Raw genomic sequence first — 18422 nt, forward strand, 5'->3', positions numbered from 1 at the left:
CGCAGCAATGCTTCAGGCGCGCAGCTTGCGGGCTTCGTAAATGGCTTCGTCGGCGCGGCTCAGCATGCGCTGGTAGCTGTAGTGGTCACCCGCACTGCAGGTGGTGATGCCGCAACTGAAGCTCAGGCTGAAGCGGTTGCCAGCAACGCCTGCCGCGGCCTTCACGTGCTCACGCAAGCGCACGAGCAAGGCCTGTGCGCCGGCCGCGTCGGTGTCGCTGAGCAGAGCCACGAACTCGTCCCCGCCGAAACGCCCGACCAGATCGGAGCCCCGCAGCGCCTCGCGCACGATGCGCGCGAAGGCGGCCAGCATGCGTTCGCCCTCGCCCGCGGTGTCGTTGATGTCCCAGAAGCCATCCAGATCGAACAGCATCAAGGCGGCGTTACGCTCGTACTTGTTGCACAGCGCAAGCAATTCACTGGCGCGGTGCTCGAAGGCATCGCGGTTGAGCAGCCCGGTGATGGGGTCATTGGTGCTGCGCGGGTCGATCTGCAACTCGCTCTCGACCATGCCGGCCAGATCACGCAGCACTTCTTCGTCGCGCGGGGTGAATTCGCGCTGCGCGTGGTCCATCACGCACAGCGTGCCGATGCGCGCGCCATCGGGCATCACCAACGGGCAGCCGGCAAAGAAGCGCAGGCCGTCGTCACCGGTGACCAGCGGGTTCTCGCGGAACAAGGCGTCGGCGCGCGCATCGGGCACGACGAACACCCTGTCGTCCTGAATGGCGTGCGTGCAGAAGGCGTGCTCGCGCGGCACTTCGGAGATTTCCACGCCCTGCACCGACTTGATCCACTCGCGCTCGGCGTCGATCAGGCCGACCAGTGCCATCGGCATGTCGAGCAAGCGGCGCGCCAGGCGTGTGACGCGGTCGAAACGCTCTTCGGCCGGGGTGTCGAGCACGCCCAGGCCATGCAGGCTGCGCAAACGCGCCTGTTCGTCGATGCGGCAGCGCTCGGCCACCCACTGCAGCATGCCGTTGCCGTCGAGCGGCGGGCTGATCAGATAGCCTTGCACCAGATCGCAACCGATCTCGCGCAGGAAGCGCAGCGTGTCTTCGTCTTCCACGCCCTCGGCGGTGGATTCGAGCCCGAGGCTGCGCCCCAGATCGACCACCGAGCGCGTGACCGAGCGCGACTCTTGCGAGGTGCTGCTGGTCATGACGAAGGATTTGTCGATCTTGATCTCGGAAAACGGCAGCCGCACCAGTTGCAGCATGGAAGAGTAGCCGGTGCCGAAGTCGTCGATGGCGAGCTGGAAGCCTTTGATGCGCAGCCGCGTGAGAAAGCCCAGTGATGCAGCCTGATTGGCCATTGCGCTCGACTCGGTGAGCTCGAGCACGATGCGGTCGGGCTCGATGCCGAGCGCGCGCATGTGACTCAGCAAGCGCTCGAAAAGCGCCTCGTTGGAGAGCGACAACGGCGAGATGTTGATCGACAGACGCAGGCGCTCGAACCAGTGGCGCGACAGCAAGGTGCGCGTCTTCAGACCCTTGCCTGACAGCAGGTTGGCGAACCAGTTGAGCGCCTTGCGGGCGATCTGCTCGGTCAGAGCGTCAATGAGCTCGTTGGACTCGGCCAGCGGAATGAATTCGTCGGGCATCACCAGCCCGTAGCGCGGGTGTTGCCAACGCGCCAGGGTCTCGAAGCCGGCGATGGCGCCGGAGCGGCATTCGATGCGCGGCTGGTAGGTGGGGATCAGTTGATGCAGCCGCAGGGCCTCGGTGAGATCGGCCAGGCCGAGCCTGGATTCACGGCTGGCCGCGGCTTCGGTGCGCTGTGGCTGATCTTCGCCGCTTTGCCGAAGCAGCAGCGAGCGCAACTCGGCCGGGCGAAAGGGTTTGTGCAGCACACCGAGAATGCGCAGGCCGTTTTCCGCGGCGGCGCGCCGAGCCGCGTCGAGCACGCGCAGGCCCGAGCCGCTGGTGATGATGATGCCCGCCCCGCATCCGGCCTCGGCCAGCCCCTCCATGACCTGCACGCCGTCCATGCCCGGCATGATCAGATCAATGGCAATGCAATCGGGCTTGAATTCGCGTAGCGCGGCGAAGAACTCATCGGCATCGGCGGTGAGGCGCACGCGATAGCCGGCTGCCTCGGCAATGCCTTCCATGGTGTGCCCCACCATGGGCTCGTCGTCGAGGATGATCAGTGTGGGTTGAGGCATCGTGCGTGAGCGTAGTCCCGATCAGCGTTTCAGTTTGACAGCAGCTCGCGCAGTTTGCGCGCGAGGTCTTCCGTGCGAAAAGGCTTCCCGAGCAGGCAGATGTCCACTTCGACACGCTCGTCATGCAAAAACGCGTTTTCGGTGTATCCCGAAACATACAGCACCTTGATGCGCGGACAACGCATTCGCGCACTTTCGGCCACCTCAGGCCCGCTCGCGCCGTCCCGCAGCCGCACGTCGGTCACCAGCACGTCGCAGGTACCGCCGTTGTCGAGATACTCCATCGCCTGCGCACCGTCGGCGCAGGCCGTGACGGTGTAGCCCAGTTGTTGCAGGCAGGCGTCGGTGTGAATGCGCACGAGATCGTCATCGTCCACCAGCAGAACGTGCTGACCGCGCCCCGCGAGATGGGCCTGAATGCGGGGCGAATCCACCACGGCCGCATGCGGCGCGCTGCCGGCAGCACTGTCGAAGGCGCGCGGCAGATAAATGCGCAGCGTGCTGCCCGCACCGGGGCTGCTGACAATCTGCACCTGCCCGCCCGATTGTTTGGCAAAGCCATACACCATCGACAGGCCCAGGCCCGAGCCTTTGCCTGACGGTTTGGTGGTGAAGAAGGGTTCGAAGGCGCGCGACACTACTTCAGGCGGCATGCCCTCCCCGGTGTCCGACACTTCGACCACGACATAGTCGCCGGCGGGGAGATCGAAGAGCGCCGCGTTCTGTCCGGTGATGGTGACGTTGGCGCTGGCAATGCCCAGCACGCCGCCGTCCGGCATGGCATCGCGGGCGTTGATGGCGAGGTTGAGGATGGCGTTCTGCAGTTCGTGCGGGTCGACCACTGCCTGCCACACGTCGTCCGGCAATCGAAGCTGAATCTTGATGCCGTGCCCCAGCGTGCGCCGCAACAACTCATCGAACTCGCTCAGCAAACGGTTGACGTCGGTGGGCACGGGGTCGAGCGGCTGACGCCGGGCAAAGGCCAGCAAACGGTGCGTCAGCTCGGCGGCGCGCTCGCCAGCCACTCGAATGAGGTCGATCTGTCTGCGCGCAGCCGGCGCCAGATTGGCGCTGTCTGCCCACTCCAGTGCGGCGTTGGCGTTGCCGAGAATCACGGTCAGCAGATTATTGAAGTCGTGCGCCACGCCACCGGTGAGCTTTCCAATCGCATCCATCTTCTGAGAATGGCGCAACTGTTCTTCTATTTCAATACGTTGCGTTATATCTTGAAAGTAAATTGTCAACCCTTGCTCGTAGGGGTAGGCACGTACCGAAAACCAACTTTTGAGCGGCGGAAAGTAGAACTCGGCGGTGACCGGTCGGCTCTCCTCGCGCGCTTGGCGATACACCGGAAACGCCGGGGACTCGGTGCTTTCGGGAAAGGCGTCCCACATGTTCTGCCCGAGCAGTTCGTCGCTTGAGCGCTGCAGCAGCCGCTCGGCCTCGGCGTTGAGGTAAGTGAAACGCCATTCGGCATCCACCGCCGCTACGCCATCCGAAATTGAACTGAAGACGGTTTCGAGCTTGAGCGCCGCCGCTTCGCGGTGCTGCACCGCGCGAAGGTTTTCCAGCGCAACCGCCGTGAAGTTGGCGAGCTGGGTGATCTCGGCTACATCCACTTCGCTGAACCTTCGCCCTGGCTGCGCCAGCAGCCGCATCACGGCCAGAGGCACGCCCGACTGCCCCACCATGGGGGCAGCAAGGCACTCGCCGGCGCCGCTTTCCGCTGTCGGCAAAACAAAGGCCTGAGTGCCGCGGCGCACCGCTTCCTCAAGCGATTGGGCACTGACCAAGGCTGCGGCAGATCCGTGCTCATCCGGCGCAAATGAATGCACGTATCCGCCGGGGGCGTCGGGCTGGATCACGCTGCTCACCGCATGGAGCGCCCCCACTTGCTCTCGGGCAAGGTGCGTGACCCGCACACGCAGCTCGTCTTCATCGCGCGCGCGGGCGAGTTCGGTCGAAGCTTCGGCGAGGCGTGACAGCCGCCGAATGCGCTCTTCTTCCCAAGACCTGCTGCGCGCGAGTTGCCGGGTGAAAAGCGCTCCAGCCAACATGAACAGTGCGATGACCGCCGCGGTGATGAGCGACAGGTATAGCAAGCGCTCACGCCACGGTGCCAACACCTCGTCCGTGCTGAAGCCGACCAGCACCATGACGCCGCGGTCACCCACAAGGTCATAACTAACGATGCGCTCGACCGTGTCGGCGGCGAAGCGTGTCACGAAATAGCCTTCTTGCCCCTGCGCCAGCCGTGCCAGTAGATTCGCGTCGATGAGCGGCTTGCCAAGCTTGTCCGGCTCGGACGGACTGCGCACCACCAAGCGACCGTCGGTCTGGATCAGCGCCACCAAGCCATGTTCGCCGATACGCAAGGTGTCGTAGAACTCCAGAAGGTGCTCCACCGACAGCACGGCGGCCAACACGCCTCCGAACCTGCCGTCTGGCGCATCGATGCGTTTGGAGATCGTCACGCCCCAGCGCTGGGAGCCGTCGTTCAATGGGTCTTGCTGCGGGGGTGAAATGAGAAGACCGCTGTCCGGGTTGCTCAGGTGGGACAGGAAGTGCGACGCATCGGCGAAGCTGCGATCGGGAATCAGCGCCGAGCCGGATGAGCCGATGAGCCGGCCCTGGGAATCGAGCGCATAGAAGGCGTAGGTGGTGGCAGAGGCGACCTGCCGTTCGAGCAACAGCTCGTACAAGGTCTGCGAGGAAAGCGTTTCCAGCCCGCCCTGCGAGGCGACCTCGCGAGACAGCGTGATCAAGCCCAGATCGAGCGCAACCAGTGTCTGGCGCGTGTGCTCGGCCAACGCGTCGCTGAGGTTGATGACCTCTTCGTAGGCGCCTTTGAGCACCTCGCGGCGGTCCACCAATGCATACACTGCAATCAACAAACACAAGCCGACCACGGCCAATGCATTGAAGACGAAGGAGGCCCGGCCGGGAGATCTGACGTTCTCGATCTGCGTCATCGTGTCTCCGGGACAAGAGCAGTCGGGGGATTGCAGCGCTGCGCGATTGTGTGGCGGGCGCTTCGATCTGTCCAGCATCGCGCCCGAAGGGGCGGATCGGCTACCATGCGCATCCCCCACCCGTCGTTTCCGCCTCGCCCCATGTCGGTCGCCTCCGCTCCGTTCGCACTGTTTGACGACAACCTTGCCGGTGCGGGCGACCTCTGGCTGGACGAGCTTCGCGACACCATCGTGTGCCGCTCGGCGGCTGAAATCGACACGGCGTTCGCGGCCATTGAGCGCGCCCGCAGCGACGGCCACTGGATCGCCCTCGCGGCGAATTACGAACTCGGTCATGCCTTCGAGGCGCGTCTGCCCGCGCGCAACGGGGTGCTGTTCACCGCCTGGGTTTTCGAGCGTGCGCAGCACCTCACGCCACAGCAAACCGCCGCGCAATTGGAAGCACGCCTGAATGGGCTCGATGAGCATGCCGGGCTGGCCGTGGTGGGCGGCGTGCACGCAGGCATCGAGCGCAAAACCTACATGGCCAACGTCGAGCGCATACGCGAATGGATTGCCGCCGGCGATTGCTATCAGGTGAATTACACCTTCGCCCTGCACGGCCAATGCATGGGCGAAGCGTTGGCGTTGTACGCCGCGCTGCGCGAGCGTCAGCCGGTGCGCTACGGTGCCTTCGTGCAGCATGCCGACGGCGCGCTGCTGTCACGCTCGCCCGAGCTGTTCGTCGAACGCAGCGGCGACCGCCTGGTGTGCCGGCCGATGAAAGGCACGGCGGCGCGCGACGCCGACCCGCAAGAGGTGCTGGGCTCGGACAAGAATCGCGCGGAAAACGTGATGATCGTCGACCTTATCCGCAATGATTTGGGCCGTCTTGTGCCGCCAGGCGGCGTGCGCGTGGACAGCCTGTTCGATTTCGAGTCCTACCCCAGTTTGTGGCAGATGACCTCTACGGTGTCAGCCGGGCCGGTTACCGCCGACTTGCCGAGCATCTTCCGAGCGCTGTTCCCCTGCGGCTCCATCACCGGCGCGCCGAAAATTCGGGCCATGCAGATCATTCATGAGCTTGAGAACGAGCCCCGTGGCGTGTATTGCGGCGCCCTGGGCTGGATCGCGCCGGACGGCGATTTCCGCTTCAGCGTGCCCATCCGCACGCTGGAGATGCAGCGCGACGGGCGTTTTCGCTGCAGTCTGGGCAGCGGCATCGTGGCCGACTCCGACCCGCAGCGGGAATGGGAAGAGTGCGTGCTGAAAGGCGAATTCCTCACCGGCCTCAAACCGCGCTTCGGCCTGATCGAGACCCTTCGCTGCGAAGCCGACGCCACCCGCCCCTACCCCTTGCTCGACCGCCACATGCAGCGGCTGAGCGCATCCGCCGAGCATTTCGGCATGGCGTGCGACGAGGCGACCATTCGCGCCGCGCTGCATGCACACGCCGAAGCGCTGACCGGCCTTCACCGCGTGCGCCTGGAACTGAGCCCGGATGGCGACTTTGCCATCACCGGTGGCCCGCTCACGACGCTGCCGGCGCCGGTGCGCGTGGCACTGGCCGACGAGCGGGTGCAGTCATCGGACCGGCTGCTGCTTCACAAGACCACCTCGCGCGCGCAGTACGACCGCGCCATGCGGCACGCCGAGGCCGCAGGCCTGTTTGACCTGCTGTTTCTCAATGAACGCGGCGAAGTGGCCGAAGGCGCGCGCAGCAACGTGTTCGTCGATCTCGGCGATGGCGTGCTGTACACCCCGCCGCTTGCCTGCGGTGTGCTCGACGGCGTGCTGCGCCGCGAGTTGCTCGAAGCCGGGCGCGCACGTGAAACGGTGATCGACCCGGCCATGCTGCTGGCCGCGCGGCAGATGTACGTCGGAAATGCCCTGCGCGGCCTGCTGCCGGCCACGCTGATCACGCGCTGATCACACCTTGTGGCTCACACCAGCGCGTCGATGAACTTCGCCAGTTTGATGTCGAGCGCGGTCAAACCGCCTGCGTCGTGGGTGGAGAGCGTGATTTCCACACGGTTGTAGACGTTGAACCACTCGGGGTGGTGATTCATCTGCTCGGCCTTCAGCGCAACCCGCGCCATGAAGCCGAACGCAGCGTTGAAATCGTCAAAGCGCAGCGTGCGCGTGATGGCGTCGCGCCCCACCACTTCGCGCCATTCCGTGAGTTCCGAAAGCGCATCGCGGCGGGCGGTGGATTCGAGTTTCTGTGGCATGGTCTGCCTCCGTTTGCCGGGTGAATGGTGAGCGCGTATCCTGCGCCGTTTCCCGCACCACGGCCACCCTTGTGCCTCACATCGAATCGTTTGACGTCATCGTGATCGGTGCCGGCGCTGCCGGCATGATGTGCGCCGGCCAGGCCGGCCAGCGCGGCCGGCGCGTGCTGCTGCTCGACCATGCCAGCAAGTTGGCCGAGAAGATCCGCATTTCGGGCGGCGGGCGCTGCAACTTCACCAACCGCAAGGTGGAGCCCGCCAACTTCCTGTCGCGCAACCCGCATTTCGCACGCTCGGCGCTGGCACGCTACACCTCGCAGGATTTCATCGAACTGGTCGAGCGCCACGGCATCGATTATCACGAGCGCGAACACGGCCAGTTGTTCTGCGACGAATCCGCGCAAGACATCATCGCCATGCTGCGCACCGAGTGCGAATGGGGCAACGTCGAATGGGCCACACCGTGCTCGGTCGAGGCCATTCGCCGCATCGACGAAGGCAGCCTGCGCTTCGAGCTTGACACGGCGCGCGGCGCCTTGCGCTGCGAGAGCCTGGTGATCGCCACTGGCGGGCTGTCGATTCCGAAGATCGGAGCAACGCCGTTCGGTTACCGCATTGCCGAGCAGTTCGGCCTGCCCATCGTGCCGCCGCGCCCGGCGCTGGTGCCGCTGACGCTGCCGCCGGAAACGCTGGAGCTGTTCGCGCCGCTGTCGGGCGCATCGCTGGACGTTGTTGCGCGCTGCGACGGCGGGCGCTTTCGCGAAGCCATGCTGATCACCCACCGCGGCCTTTCGGGCCCGGTGATCTTGCAGGTGTCGAGCTACTGGCAGCAGCAAGCCTACGAGGACGATGCGTGGGAGCCGGTATCGGTCGACCTGTTGCCCGGCATCGATGCGGCGGCGTGGCTGAACGAGCATGCCGGCAGTCGCACGCTGCTCGCCAACCTGCTGGCCGAACGCCTGCCGCGCCGTTTTGCGCAAGCCTGGTGCGCCCTGAACGGGCACGAGCGCCCGCTCAACCAGTTCTCTACGCGCGAGCTTGGCGACATCGCGCAGGCGCTGTCGGACTGGCGCATCGTGCCGTCCGGCACGCAGGGCTACGCCAAGGCCGAAGTGACGCTGGGCGGCGTGGATACCGATGCGCTGTCGTCCAAGACCATGGAAGCGCGTGCGGTGCCGGGCTTGTTCTTCGTGGGCGAAGTGATGGATGTCACCGGCCACCTCGGCGGCTTCAACTTCCAGTGGGCGTGGTCGTCCGGCCACGCCGCTGCCCAGTTCGTGTGAAGATCAGCCAGCGGTAGCGCTGCCGCGCCGCAGAAACAGCGGAATGACGGCCAGTGACTGCATCACGAGGAGCGCCGTGAAGGCGGTGGTCAGCGCAGTTACGGTGGTATAGCCAGAGCCGCTCATGGCATCGAGCACCAGCCCCATGCCCCACTGCACGATGAAGGCGCCGGCAAAGGCCATCAGGTTGATCGCCGTGCTGACACGGCCGAAGGCTTCACGCTGGAAGCACGATGCCGCCGCTACATAGGCCTGGGCATTCACCGCGGCGAGCATGCCGAAGGCAAACCACAACAGCGCCGAGGGCGCCCCGCCGAGGATGATCAGCAACTCCACCGCGAGCATGCAGCAATAACCCACCTGCAGCAGGTTCACCGGCCGGATGCCGCGCCGCGCAAGGCGCGTGCCGAAAAAGCCGATGGACATCTGCCCGCAAAACATCCCCAGATTGAGCAACACCAGATAGCCTGCCGCCTGCGTGCGCGACAAGGCATCGACGTTCATCAGCCACGGCACGGCCCACAGGCTTTGCAGCGCCATGAAGCCGCCGGTGAAAAACATTGCCGTGCCGGCAAAGCGCAGAAAATCAAGCGACCGGAAAATGTGGCGCAAGGAGCCCACGGCCTCACGCAGCGTCTGCGCCTCTTTCGACGGCGACATGTCGGGAATGCACAGCCAGACGTGCGCTGCGGCGGCCACCGCGACCACGGCCAGTATCCAGAAGACTCCGCGCCAACCGATGAAGGGCAGCACGGCTTCCACCGGCGTGGCGGCCGTGAGCGCCCCCAGCGCGCCAGCGGCCATGATGAAACCGGTCATGGAACCGTGCCGCTCGACCGGATACCACAGCGAGAACGCCTTCAACCCGGCCATCAGGCAAGCGGAAACACCAAGGCCAATGAGACCGCGCGCGATGCTCAGTTCCAGCATGTTCTCGCCTAGCGCAAACACCACCGACCCGGCAGCGGCCACCAACAGCAAACTTACATTGATACGGCGCGGCCCAAATCGATCCAGGGCGATGCCGAGCGGGATCTGAGCCAAACCAAACGTAATGAAATATGCACTGGTAAGCAGGCCGAGCTCGGCCGCTGACAACGACAATTCGGTCGTCAGGTCGGGGGAGATCACCGCGTTGACGGTGCGCAAGAGGTACGAAAGGTAATACCCCAGCGCAAAGGGCAAAAACAGCGTTGCCCAGGCGTGGGGACGGCTAGCCGGGTTCAAGCGGAAAAACCCCTGGCGTCAGGGCGCGCGAAGCGCTTCGAATTCGATCACGGAGCGCTCGTCGAAGCCGCCCGTAGTGCGCAACTCGAAGCGGATCGAATCGGCGGCAACAATGCCGGCATAGTCATGACGCAGTTCGCGCCGCTCGTTGCCACGGTTCTCATGGCTGCGCGTGTAGAAACTCAGGCGCTCGCCGTCCTGCACACTGCCTTCGATGACGCGGCGCGAGCCTTGCCACGTAGCACTGCCGGCAATCTGCCCGGCCGCCACACGAAAATTGAACTGCTCCTCACGAACCATGCCCCGACCGTAATCGACTTCTGCAACCCACCGCCCAACCGCATCGGGCGTATCCACCCACATACGGCTCATGATCAGCAAGCCACCTATGATGGCCACGGTGGCGACCAGCCCTGCGGCATACAGCATCTGTCGCGCGGGCGATTGACGCACGGGCCCGGCTTCGACCGGAAAGGGCGTTGCCAGCTCGTCGATCAGATCAGCCACGTCGGTCGCCCAATGCGTGTGACGCACCGGATGCCACAGCGCATCGGCCAAAGGCTGCAGGCCTGGAGGTAGCTCCACGGCCTCGGGCTCCGGCGCCTCGTCGAGGAGGATCAAACGCACCGTGCTACCGGCCTGGCGAGCAGCCTCGAACACCTGCATGGCCGAGGTCTGGGGCAACACATCCGCCCAGTCGCTGCCCGCAACGATGAGCAAGGAATCACTCGCGGCCAGCGTGCCGTGCAGCGCCCCGGAATCAGGCTCGGTGCCATCAATGCATTCGCGATCGAGCCGCGGCGAGGTCTCGAGCGCGCCACGAATGCGGTCTGCCGCATGACGCTCGGTTTCGCTTGCAGGCACGATGATCAGCTTCGACATGGGCTCTTCTCCGGTGGGTTCGCCTGCGGGATTGTAAGCCCTGGGGCCATGGGAGGCTCGCCCGTGCCGAGCAAATATACATTCGTGCAAATGTGTTAGAATTGCGGGCATACTTACAGCAGCAAACGGTTTCGCGGCGCTCTTTGGGGCGTGAAATGCAGTTTGCGGATCAATGTACGGATACAACTCAGAACGACACTCTCTCAGCACCCTTCGTATCATCCCCTCATCGCCTTCGAATCGCGGCCTCAGCGGCGCTTCGTGGCAAGCAAGCCCGGTGCCTGCCGTTTCGCACCGTGCGCGTGAAGTCGGCCTGACCAACGGCCACCCCCCTCCCTGACTTTTCGTTGTTTGTTGCGCCGTTGGCGCAGCGGGTTTGCTTCACCCGCATCAATGACATTTTCATTACGGGGAAAGACATGACAAAGCTCTCGAATCAAGACGTCGCCATTCAGTACCGCAGTGCCACGCCGCAAGACGGCGCCGCCATCTGGCGCATGATCGGCGAGGCCGGCACGCTGGAATTGAATTCGGCCTATTTCTATCTCGTCTTCGCGACGGATTTCGGCGACACCTGCCTGGTGGCCGAGAGCGAAGGCAAGGTGGTTGGTGCCATCGTCGGCTACCGCCCTCCGCGCGAGCCCGAAGCCGCATTTGTGTGGCAGATCGGTGTGGCACCGTCGATGCGCGGCCGCGGCTTGGGCAAAACCATGCTGATGCGCTGGCTCGAGCTGCCCGGGGTGAGCAATGCCCGCTGGATGACGGCCACCATCAGCGACGACAACGAAGCTTCGCGTCGCTTGTTCGAGTCCGCTGCGCGCGAACTCGGCGTGGGCTGCGATGTACTGCCCCACTTCACCGAAGAGTTGTTCCCGGCCGACCACCCGGCCGAACCGATTTACCGCATCGGCCCACTGCCTGAATCACGGCCGTGCGCCTTGCTCCGCAGCGCCTGATTGAAGCAATCCCATACCTACAAGAAAACCACGAGGACAAACATCATGAATATTTTCGAACAGTACGAATCTGAAGTGCGCAGCTACTGCCGCAACTTCCCGGCCGTCTTCAAGAGCGCCAAGGGCGCCTGGATGACCGACGTTGATGGCAAGAGCTACCTCGATTTCTTCGCCGGCGCTGGCGTGCTCAACTATGGTCACAACCCGGACCGCATCAAGGCCGCTCTGATCGAGTACCTGACGGAAGACGGCATCACGCACACGCTGGACATGTATAGCGTAGCCAAAGAGCGCTTCATCGAGCGCTTCCAGAACATCATCCTCAAGCCGCGCGGCATGAACTACAAGATGCAGTTCCCCGGCCCCACCGGCACCAACGCGGTCGAATCCGCGCTGAAGCTGGCACGCAAGGTCACCGGCCGCGAGCGCATCGTGAACTTCACCAATGCCTTTCACGGCATGACGCTGGGCGCACTCGCCGTGACCGGTAACGGCTTCAAGCGTGCTGGCGCCGGCGTGCCGCTGAACAACACCCTCGCCGTTCCGTTTGAAGGCTATCTGGGCGACGAAGTCGACACGCTCGACTATCTCGATCGCATGCTGGAAGACGACGGCAGCGGCCTCGACACGCCGGCCGCGGTTATCCTTGAAACCGTGCAGGCCGAGGGCGGCGTGAACGTTGCCAGCATGGAATGGCTCAAGCGCCTGCGTGAAGTCACCCAGCGTCATGGCGTGCTGATGATCATCGACGACATCCAGGTCGGCTGCGGCCGTACCGGCGGCTTCTTCAGCTTCGAAGACGCCGGCATCGAGCCGGATATCATCACCTTGTCCAAGTCGTTGTCCGGTTACGGCCTGCCGCTGGCGCTCGTGCTGATGAAACCCGAACTCGACCAGTGGGCGCCGGGCGAGCACAACGGCACGTTCCGTGGTCACTGCCCGGCCTTCGTCACGGCCGCCGCAGCGCTCGGCTTCTGGGAAGATGGCTGGCTGGCCAAGTCGATCGCCACGAAAGAGAAGCTCGTGTCCGAGCGTCTGCAGCGCATCGTCGACACCGCCGGCGTCAGCGCCACCGTGCGTGGTCGCGGCCTGATCTGGGGCGTGGCTTTCGAAGACATCGAGATCGCCGGCAAGGTGTCGGCCGAATGCTTCCGCAACGGTCTGATCATCGAGACGGCCGGCATCAACGACGAAGTTCTCAAGCTGCTGCCCAGCCTCACCATCAGTGAAGAAGAGCTGGTGCGTGGCCTCGATACCATCGAACGCGGCCTTGCCAGCGTCCTCAAGCATCACACCGAGACCAAGCCGGCCCAAAGCGCCGCTTAATCCAGACAGGGCCGCCTCGAGCGGCCCTGCTTCCCTCAACAACAAAAAGGAGAACGCATGATCGTCAAGCACCTGGATCAGATCATCGGCACCGACGCCGACGTGGATTCCGACGGCTGGACCAGCCGCCGCCTCATCTACAAGAGCGATGGCATGGGCTATTCGGTGAACGACACCATCATTAAAGCCGGCGCCAATCTGGAAATGGAATATCGCAATCACCTGGAGACGGTGTATTGCATCGAAGGCGAAGGCGAGATCGAAGACCTCGGCACGGGCGAAGTGCACGCCATCCGCACCGGTACGCTGTACGCGCTCAACAAGCACGACAAACACATCCTGCGTGCCAACAAAGGCACCCACATGCGCATGGTGTGCGTGTTCAACCCGCCGCTGACGGGCCGCGAGAAGCATGACGCCACCGGAGCCTACCCGGTCCTCGACTAAGGCGTCAGAGCCCCTCTGGCGGGCTGAAACGAGAAACGGCACCCCGAGGGGTGCCGTTCTTTTTTGTGGGGCGACATACGGGAATCGAACCCGTGACAACTGGAGCCACAATCCAGTGCTCTACCAACTGAGCTAATGCCGCCACTTTCATGCGCATCGGTCAAAGACCGCCACGCGAGAAACTTGTTATCCCTACCTGGCCTGCCCGGCAGGAATCGAACCTGCAACCCCCGGCTTAGAAGGCCGGTGCTCTATCCAGTTGAGCTACGGGCAGATCCTTCGGGCCATCCGGAGTGAGCTGGTCGGGGTGGAGGGATTCGAACCCCCGACATCTTGCTCCCAAAGCAAGCGCGCTACCGGACTGCGCTACACCCCGAGAGCCGCGCATTCTACACAGCAAGGCATGGTGCGTCAAACCTCATTCGCGATATTCCGCATCAAACACAAAACAACCGCAGATCAGCCAGCAGCCATGTTTTCCGCTTGTCGGCATGAATCGATTCTGCTATTAGTGCGCCTTCTCTCCTTTTCGGATAGCGCGCATGTCAGACGAATCGCTTCACAAGAGTTTCGTGCCATATGTTCCCGCTAAAGGCGAGGAATACATGAATGAAAAGCAGCTCGCCCATTTCCGGGCAATGCTCGAAACCGCCCGCCAGACCATGATGGAAGACATCGACCGTACCGTGCATACGATGCAGGACGAAGCCACGGTGTTTGCCGACCCGAATGACCGCGCCAGTCAGGAATCCGACATCGCACTCGAGCTGCGCAACCGCGACCGCGAGCGCCGCCTCATCAAGAAGGTCAATGAAGCCCTTGGGCGCATCCGTGACGGCGATTACGGCTACTGCGACAGCTGTGGGGTGGAGATCGGCCTGAAGCGCCTGGAAGCCCGCCCTACGGCCACGCTGTGCATCGACTGCAAGACGCTCGAGGAAATCCGCGAACGCCAGGTCGCCAAGTAACGCACTTAGCAGTTCGCAGCAGCAATGAAAAAAGGGACGCCGCAGCGTCCCTTTGTGTTTGGCGCAAGCCGGTATTACTCGGCCGGCGTGGCAGCCGCCTGCTCTTCGAGCAGCGCTTTCATGCTCAGACGGATCTTGCCGCGCTCGTCGGTCTCGAGCACCTTGACGCGCACTGCCTGGCCTTCGGACAGGTAGTCGGTCACGGCATTGACGCGCTCGTTGGCGATCTGCGAGATGTGCAGCAGGCCATCCTTGCCCGGCAGGATGTTCACGATGGCGCCGAAGTCGAGCAGACGCACCACGGTGCCGTCATACACGCGACCCACCTCGGCTTCCGCCGTGATGCCTTCGATCTTACTCTTGGCCAGTTCAGCGCCTTCCGAGCTCACCGACGAGATGGTGATGGAGCCGTCATCGGAGATTTCGATGATTGCGCCGGTCTCTTCCTGCAGACCACGGATGACTGCACCACCCTTGCCGATCACGTCGCGGATCTTCTCGGGGTTGATCTTCATGGACAGCATGCGCGGGGCGTAGGCCGACACTTCGCCACGGTTGGACGACAGCGCTTCCTTCATGATGCCGAGGATGTGCATGCGGCCTTCCTTGGCCTGGGCCAGGGCGACCTGCATGATTTCCTTGGTGATGCCCTGGATCTTGATGTCCATCTGCAGAGCGGTCACGCCGTTGTCGGTACCGGCCACCTTGAAGTCCATGTCGCCGAGGTGATCTTCGTCACCCAGGATGTCGGTCAGCACGGCGAAACGGTTGCCTTCCTTGATCAGGCCCATGGCGATACCGGCCACGTGGTTGGTCATCGGCACACCGGCGTCCATCAGTGCGAGCGAGCCGCCGCACACCGAGGCCATCGAGCTGGAACCGTTCGATTCGGTGATTTCCGACACCAGACGCACGGTGTAGCCGAAATCTTCGGCTTTCGGCAGCGCAGCGATCAGCGCGCGCTTGGCGAGACGGCCGTGGCCGATTTCGCGACGCTTGGTGCCGCCAAAACGACCGGTCTCGCCCGTGCAGAACGGCGGGAAGTTGTAGTGCAGCATGAAGTTTTCGCGGTACTCACCGGCGATGGCGTCGATGATCTGCTCGTCACGACCGGTACCCAGCGTAGCCACCACGATGGCCTGGGTTTCACCACGCGTGAACAGCGCCGAACCGTGCGTGCGCGGCAGCACGCCGACGCGGATCTCGATCGGACGCACGGTACGCGTGTCGCGACCGTCGATGCGCGGCTCGCCGCTGAGGATGCGGTTACGCACGATCTCGGCTTCGAGGTTGTGGAAGATGTCTTTGACTTCGTTGCCGGACGGCGCGTTTTCGCCGTCTTCAGCCAGAGCAGCCAGCACCTTGTTGCGCACGCCGTTGACGCTGACGGTGCGCTGCTGCTTGCTGGTGAGGTTGTAGGCTTCGTTGAGCTCGGCTTCGGCGAGCGAGCGGATACGCGCGATCAGCGGCTCGTTCGGGGCTGCAGCCTGCCAATCCCACTCGGGCTTGCCAGCGACTTCGACCAGCTCGTTGATGGCGCGGATGGCGTTCTGCAGTTGGTCGTGACCGAACACCACCGAACCCAGCATGACGTCTTCCGGCAGCTCTTTGGCTTCGGATTCAACCATCAGCACGGCGGTTTCGGTACCGGCGACGACGAGGTCGAGCTGGCTTTCTTTCAGCTGGCTCTGGGTCGGGTTGAGAACGTATTCACCGTTGATGTAGCCGACGCGCGCTGCACCGATCGGGCCGTTGAACGGCACACCGGAGATGGCCAGAGCGGCGGAGGCGCCGATCATGGCGGGAATGTCGGCATCGACTTCCGGGTTCAGCGACATCACCATCGCGATGACCTGAACTTCGTTGTAGAAGCCGTCCGGGAACAGCGGGCGAATCGGGCGATCGATCAGGCGGCAGGTCAGCGTCTCTTTCTCGGTCGGACGGCCTTCGCGCTTGAAGAAACCGCCGGGAACACGGCCGGCGGCATAGAACTTTTCAACGTAATCGACGGTAAGCGGGAAGAAATCCTGACCAGCCTTGGCTTCGCGCTGGGCGACAACGGTCACCAGAACGACGGTGTCGTCCATGTTGACGATGACGGCGCCACCGGCCTGACGGGCGATTTCACCCGTTTCGAGGGTGACGGTATGGGCACCGTACGTGAATGTCTTCTTGATGGATTGGAGCACGATGAATTCCTTTCAGTAGGGACTTGCGGCAGACGACAACCGCAAACGTCAGTGACTGGACCACAACAAAGAAAAAGCCGGAACGGTGTATGAAACCGTACCGGCTTTTCGCACGGGTAGAGCGATGGGCGTAGTCCGGCTCGGCAAGCGAGCAGATTACTTACGCAGGCCCAGACGCTCGATCAGGCTGCGGTAGCTGTCGGCATTGCTGCCTTTCAGGTAGTCCAGCAGCTTGCGACGCTGGCTGACCATTTTCAGCAGACCACGACGGGAGTGATGGTCTTTGGCGTTAGCCTTGAAGTGACCGGTCAGACCGTTGATGCGTGCGGTCAGCAGAGCGACCTGCACTTCCGGCGAACCGGTGTCGCCCGGTGCGCGCTGGAAATCGGTGACGATTTTGGACTTGGTTGCGGTTTCGAGAGCCATTTGGTTTTTTACTCGTATCAATCTGCAAATCTTAAGTGCGCGATTATAGCCCGCACACTGCTTAAAACTCAATCATTCCAAACGAAATCATTGATCTGTGGCGATCAGGCGCTTCGCCGCCACACGCCCGTTGCTGCGGCGCTCTCCAAGACCGATGAAACGGCCTTGGCAATACAGGCGAACCAGACCTTCCCGGCCAGGCGCTGCCACTTCCCTGCCCTGCAGCATGGCCGCCCCGGACGCTTCATCCAGATCGACTTGCTCGAAGGCCGCCACCAATGCATCGGCAGGCGCCAGCAGAGCTTTTGGCTCCGCGGCCTCATTCAACATCTCGGGCGTGACTGCCTGTTCGAGGTCGAACGCCCCGATCGCCGTTCGGCGCAGTGCCGTCAAATGCCCGCCACACCCCAGCGCACGCCCCAGGTCGATGGCCAACGTGCGGATGTAGGTGCCCTTGCTGCAATGCACGCGCAGGGTGACTTCCTCCCCCGTGACGCTCAGGCAATCCAGCGCGTGGATGGTGACGCGGCGCGGCGCACGCTCCACCTCGATACCGGCCCGTGCGTATTCATACAACGGCTTGCCGTCACGCTTGAGCGCCGAATGCATGGGCGGAATCTGCTCGATTTCGCCACGCAAAGCATCCAGCGCGGCATCAAGCGCGGATGGCTCGTAGGCCACGTCCGCGGTGGCGATGACTTGCCCTTCGGCGTCTCCACTGTCGGTTTCGACACCCAGCCGCACGACTGCCTCGTACACCTTGTCGGCGTCGAGCAGCATTTGCGAAAACTTGGTGGCTTCGCCGAATGTCAGCGGCAACAGGCCGGTGGCCAGCGGATCAAGCGTGCCCGTGTGCCCTGCCTTGGCCGCGTTCAGCCGGCGCTTGGCCTGCTGCAATGCGGCGTTGGAACTCATGCCCGACGGCTTGTCGAGCAACAGCACGCCGTCAATGCGCTCTCGCGGAACCCTGCGTTGCGGAGCCGACACGATCAGTCGGCATCCTTCTCGGCGCGCGCTTCGTCTTCACGCACGACTTGGTCGATGAGCTTGGACATGCGGCTGCCCTCTTCCACCGAACGGTCGTACACGAAGTGCAACTCCGGCGTGGTGTGGATGCGCACACGGCGACCCAGCTCACGACGCAGAAAGCCGCCTGCGCGGCGCAGACCGACGAGGATCTCGGGCACCTTCTCTTCGCCCAGCATCGAGGTGAAGAACACCTTGGCGTGCGCGTAATCAGGCGTGATTTCGACGCCGGTCAAGGTGATGAACCCCACGCGGGGGTCCTTCACCTCGGTCCGGATCAGCTCGGCCAACTCGCGCTGAATCTGCTCGACGACGCGCTGGCTGCGGGAAAAGTCCTTGGGCAT

At 63.5% G+C, this 18422-nt stretch carries 15 protein-coding genes and 3 tRNA genes; 6 read left to right on the plus strand and 12 right to left on the minus strand.

What is annotated here, in order from left to right:
• Positions 1–12: 12 nt before the first annotated feature.
• Both AC6H0W_RS10815 and AC6H0W_RS10820 read right to left on the minus strand, forming a co-directional pair.
• Positions 13–2166: an EAL domain-containing protein gene (locus AC6H0W_RS10815; RefSeq protein WP_497577166.1), complete on the minus strand. Its 2154-nt coding sequence runs from the start codon at positions 2164–2166 to the stop codon at positions 13–15.
• A 29-nt stretch (positions 2167–2195) separates the two neighbouring features.
• Positions 2196–5138, minus strand: coding sequence for an ATP-binding protein (locus AC6H0W_RS10820; protein WP_497577167.1), 2943 nt, complete (start codon positions 5136–5138; stop codon positions 2196–2198).
• Between the two features lie 105 nt (positions 5139–5243).
• Here AC6H0W_RS10820 and pabB point away from each other — a divergent pair, with 105 nt between their 5' ends.
• Positions 5244–7046, plus strand: coding sequence for an aminodeoxychorismate synthase component I (pabB, locus tag AC6H0W_RS10825; RefSeq protein ID WP_497577168.1), 1803 nt, complete (start codon positions 5244–5246; stop codon positions 7044–7046).
• A 14-nt stretch (positions 7047–7060) separates the two neighbouring features.
• On the opposite strand, the gene AC6H0W_RS10830 is transcribed toward pabB, so the two are convergent.
• Entirely contained in the window at positions 7061–7348 is a 288-nt protein-coding gene (locus AC6H0W_RS10830) for a 4a-hydroxytetrahydrobiopterin dehydratase (RefSeq protein ID WP_497577169.1), read from the minus strand.
• Positions 7349–7473: 125 nt separating this feature from the next.
• On the opposite strand from AC6H0W_RS10830, the gene AC6H0W_RS10835 reads away from it, so the two are divergent.
• Entirely contained in the window at positions 7474–8631 is a 1158-nt protein-coding gene (locus AC6H0W_RS10835; protein ID WP_497577348.1) for a BaiN/RdsA family NAD(P)/FAD-dependent oxidoreductase, read from the plus strand.
• A gap of 3 nt (positions 8632–8634) precedes the next feature.
• On the opposite strand, the gene AC6H0W_RS10840 is transcribed toward AC6H0W_RS10835, so the two are convergent.
• Together AC6H0W_RS10840 and AC6H0W_RS10845 are read right to left on the minus strand one after the other, a co-directional pair.
• Complete coding sequence (locus tag AC6H0W_RS10840; protein WP_497577170.1) at positions 8635–9858, minus strand: MFS transporter; 1224 nt, start codon at positions 9856–9858, stop codon at positions 8635–8637.
• Between the two features lie 18 nt (positions 9859–9876).
• Positions 9877–10740, minus strand: a complete 864-nt coding sequence (locus tag AC6H0W_RS10845) for a hypothetical protein (protein ID WP_497577171.1) — start codon at positions 10738–10740, stop codon at positions 9877–9879.
• Positions 10741–11159: 419 nt separating this feature from the next.
• On the opposite strand from AC6H0W_RS10845, the gene ectA reads away from it, so the two are divergent.
• The 3 genes from ectA to AC6H0W_RS10860 are packed head-to-tail and all read left to right on the plus strand — an operon-like array spanning position 11160 to position 13469.
• The gene (gene ectA / locus AC6H0W_RS10850; RefSeq protein ID WP_497577172.1) at positions 11160–11696 is read left to right on the plus strand and encodes a diaminobutyrate acetyltransferase; all 537 of its coding nucleotides are present in this window, start codon (positions 11160–11162) and stop codon (positions 11694–11696) included.
• Positions 11697–11741: 45 nt separating this feature from the next.
• Entirely contained in the window at positions 11742–13022 is a 1281-nt protein-coding gene (gene ectB / locus AC6H0W_RS10855; RefSeq protein ID WP_497577173.1) for a diaminobutyrate--2-oxoglutarate transaminase, read from the plus strand.
• A 57-nt stretch (positions 13023–13079) separates the two neighbouring features.
• The gene (locus AC6H0W_RS10860) at positions 13080–13469 is read left to right on the plus strand and encodes an ectoine synthase (protein WP_497577174.1); all 390 of its coding nucleotides are present in this window, start codon (positions 13080–13082) and stop codon (positions 13467–13469) included.
• A 66-nt stretch (positions 13470–13535) separates the two neighbouring features.
• On the opposite strand, the gene AC6H0W_RS10865 is transcribed toward AC6H0W_RS10860, so the two are convergent.
• The 3 genes from AC6H0W_RS10865 to AC6H0W_RS10875 form a co-directional block, all read right to left on the minus strand.
• Positions 13536–13611: transfer RNA gene (locus AC6H0W_RS10865), tRNA-His, on the minus strand.
• Positions 13612–13666: 55 nt separating this feature from the next.
• Positions 13667–13743, minus strand: a tRNA-Arg gene (locus AC6H0W_RS10870).
• A gap of 25 nt (positions 13744–13768) precedes the next feature.
• A tRNA-Pro gene (locus tag AC6H0W_RS10875) sits at positions 13769–13845 on the minus strand.
• Positions 13846–14011: 166 nt separating this feature from the next.
• Here AC6H0W_RS10875 and dksA point away from each other — a divergent pair.
• Positions 14012–14437, plus strand: coding sequence for an RNA polymerase-binding protein DksA (gene dksA / locus AC6H0W_RS10880; protein WP_497577175.1), 426 nt, complete (start codon positions 14012–14014; stop codon positions 14435–14437).
• 74 nt (positions 14438–14511) lie between these two features.
• Here dksA and pnp read toward each other — a convergent pair whose 3' ends face one another.
• The 4 genes from pnp to rbfA all read right to left on the minus strand — a co-directional run bounded on the left by pnp (position 14512) and on the right by rbfA (position 18422).
• Entirely contained in the window at positions 14512–16626 is a 2115-nt protein-coding gene (gene pnp / locus AC6H0W_RS10885; RefSeq protein WP_497577176.1) for a polyribonucleotide nucleotidyltransferase, read from the minus strand.
• A 156-nt stretch (positions 16627–16782) separates the two neighbouring features.
• Positions 16783–17052 (minus strand): 30S ribosomal protein S15, encoded by a 270-nt coding sequence (gene rpsO / locus AC6H0W_RS10890; protein WP_497577177.1) that lies wholly within the window; start codon positions 17050–17052, stop codon positions 16783–16785.
• Positions 17053–17139: 87 nt separating this feature from the next.
• Entirely contained in the window at positions 17140–18042 is a 903-nt protein-coding gene (gene truB / locus AC6H0W_RS10895; protein WP_497577349.1) for a tRNA pseudouridine(55) synthase TruB, read from the minus strand.
• Positions 18042–18422 (minus strand): 30S ribosome-binding factor RbfA, encoded by a 381-nt coding sequence (gene rbfA, locus AC6H0W_RS10900; RefSeq protein ID WP_497577178.1) that lies wholly within the window; start codon positions 18420–18422, stop codon positions 18042–18044. Before rbfA ends, truB begins: the two co-directional genes overlap by 1 nt.

It is taken from the genome of Pseudazoarcus sp. NS20 (genome assembly GCF_059703745.1).

What these genes read in the sequence shown, in the direction of transcription:
- AC6H0W_RS10815 (WP_497577166.1), bottom strand. Translation starts at nt 2,166, where the DNA reads ATGCCTCAACCCACACTGATCATCCTCGACGACGAGCCCATGGTGGGG.
- AC6H0W_RS10820 (WP_497577167.1), bottom strand. Translation starts at nt 5,138, where the DNA reads ATGACGCAGATCGAGAACGTCAGATCTCCCGGCCGGGCCTCCTTCGTC.
- pabB (WP_497577168.1), top strand. Translation starts at nt 5,244, where the DNA reads ATGCGCATCCCCCACCCGTCGTTTCCGCCTCGCCCCATGTCGGTCGCC.
- AC6H0W_RS10830 (WP_497577169.1), bottom strand. Translation starts at nt 7,348, where the DNA reads ATGCCACAGAAACTCGAATCCACCGCCCGCCGCGATGCGCTTTCGGAA.
- AC6H0W_RS10835 (WP_497577348.1), top strand. Translation starts at nt 7,474, where the DNA reads ATGATGTGCGCCGGCCAGGCCGGCCAGCGCGGCCGGCGCGTGCTGCTG.
- AC6H0W_RS10845 (WP_497577171.1), bottom strand. Translation starts at nt 10,740, where the DNA reads ATGTCGAAGCTGATCATCGTGCCTGCAAGCGAAACCGAGCGTCATGCG.
- ectA (WP_497577172.1), top strand. Translation starts at nt 11,160, where the DNA reads ATGACAAAGCTCTCGAATCAAGACGTCGCCATTCAGTACCGCAGTGCC.
- ectB (WP_497577173.1), top strand. Translation starts at nt 11,742, where the DNA reads ATGAATATTTTCGAACAGTACGAATCTGAAGTGCGCAGCTACTGCCGC.
- AC6H0W_RS10860 (WP_497577174.1), top strand. Translation starts at nt 13,080, where the DNA reads ATGATCGTCAAGCACCTGGATCAGATCATCGGCACCGACGCCGACGTG.
- dksA (WP_497577175.1), top strand. Translation starts at nt 14,012, where the DNA reads ATGTCAGACGAATCGCTTCACAAGAGTTTCGTGCCATATGTTCCCGCT.
- rpsO (WP_497577177.1), bottom strand. Translation starts at nt 17,052, where the DNA reads ATGGCTCTCGAAACCGCAACCAAGTCCAAAATCGTCACCGATTTCCAG.
- rbfA (WP_497577178.1), bottom strand. Translation starts at nt 18,422, where the DNA reads ATGCCCAAGGACTTTTCCCGCAGCCAGCGCGTCGTCGAGCAGATTCAG.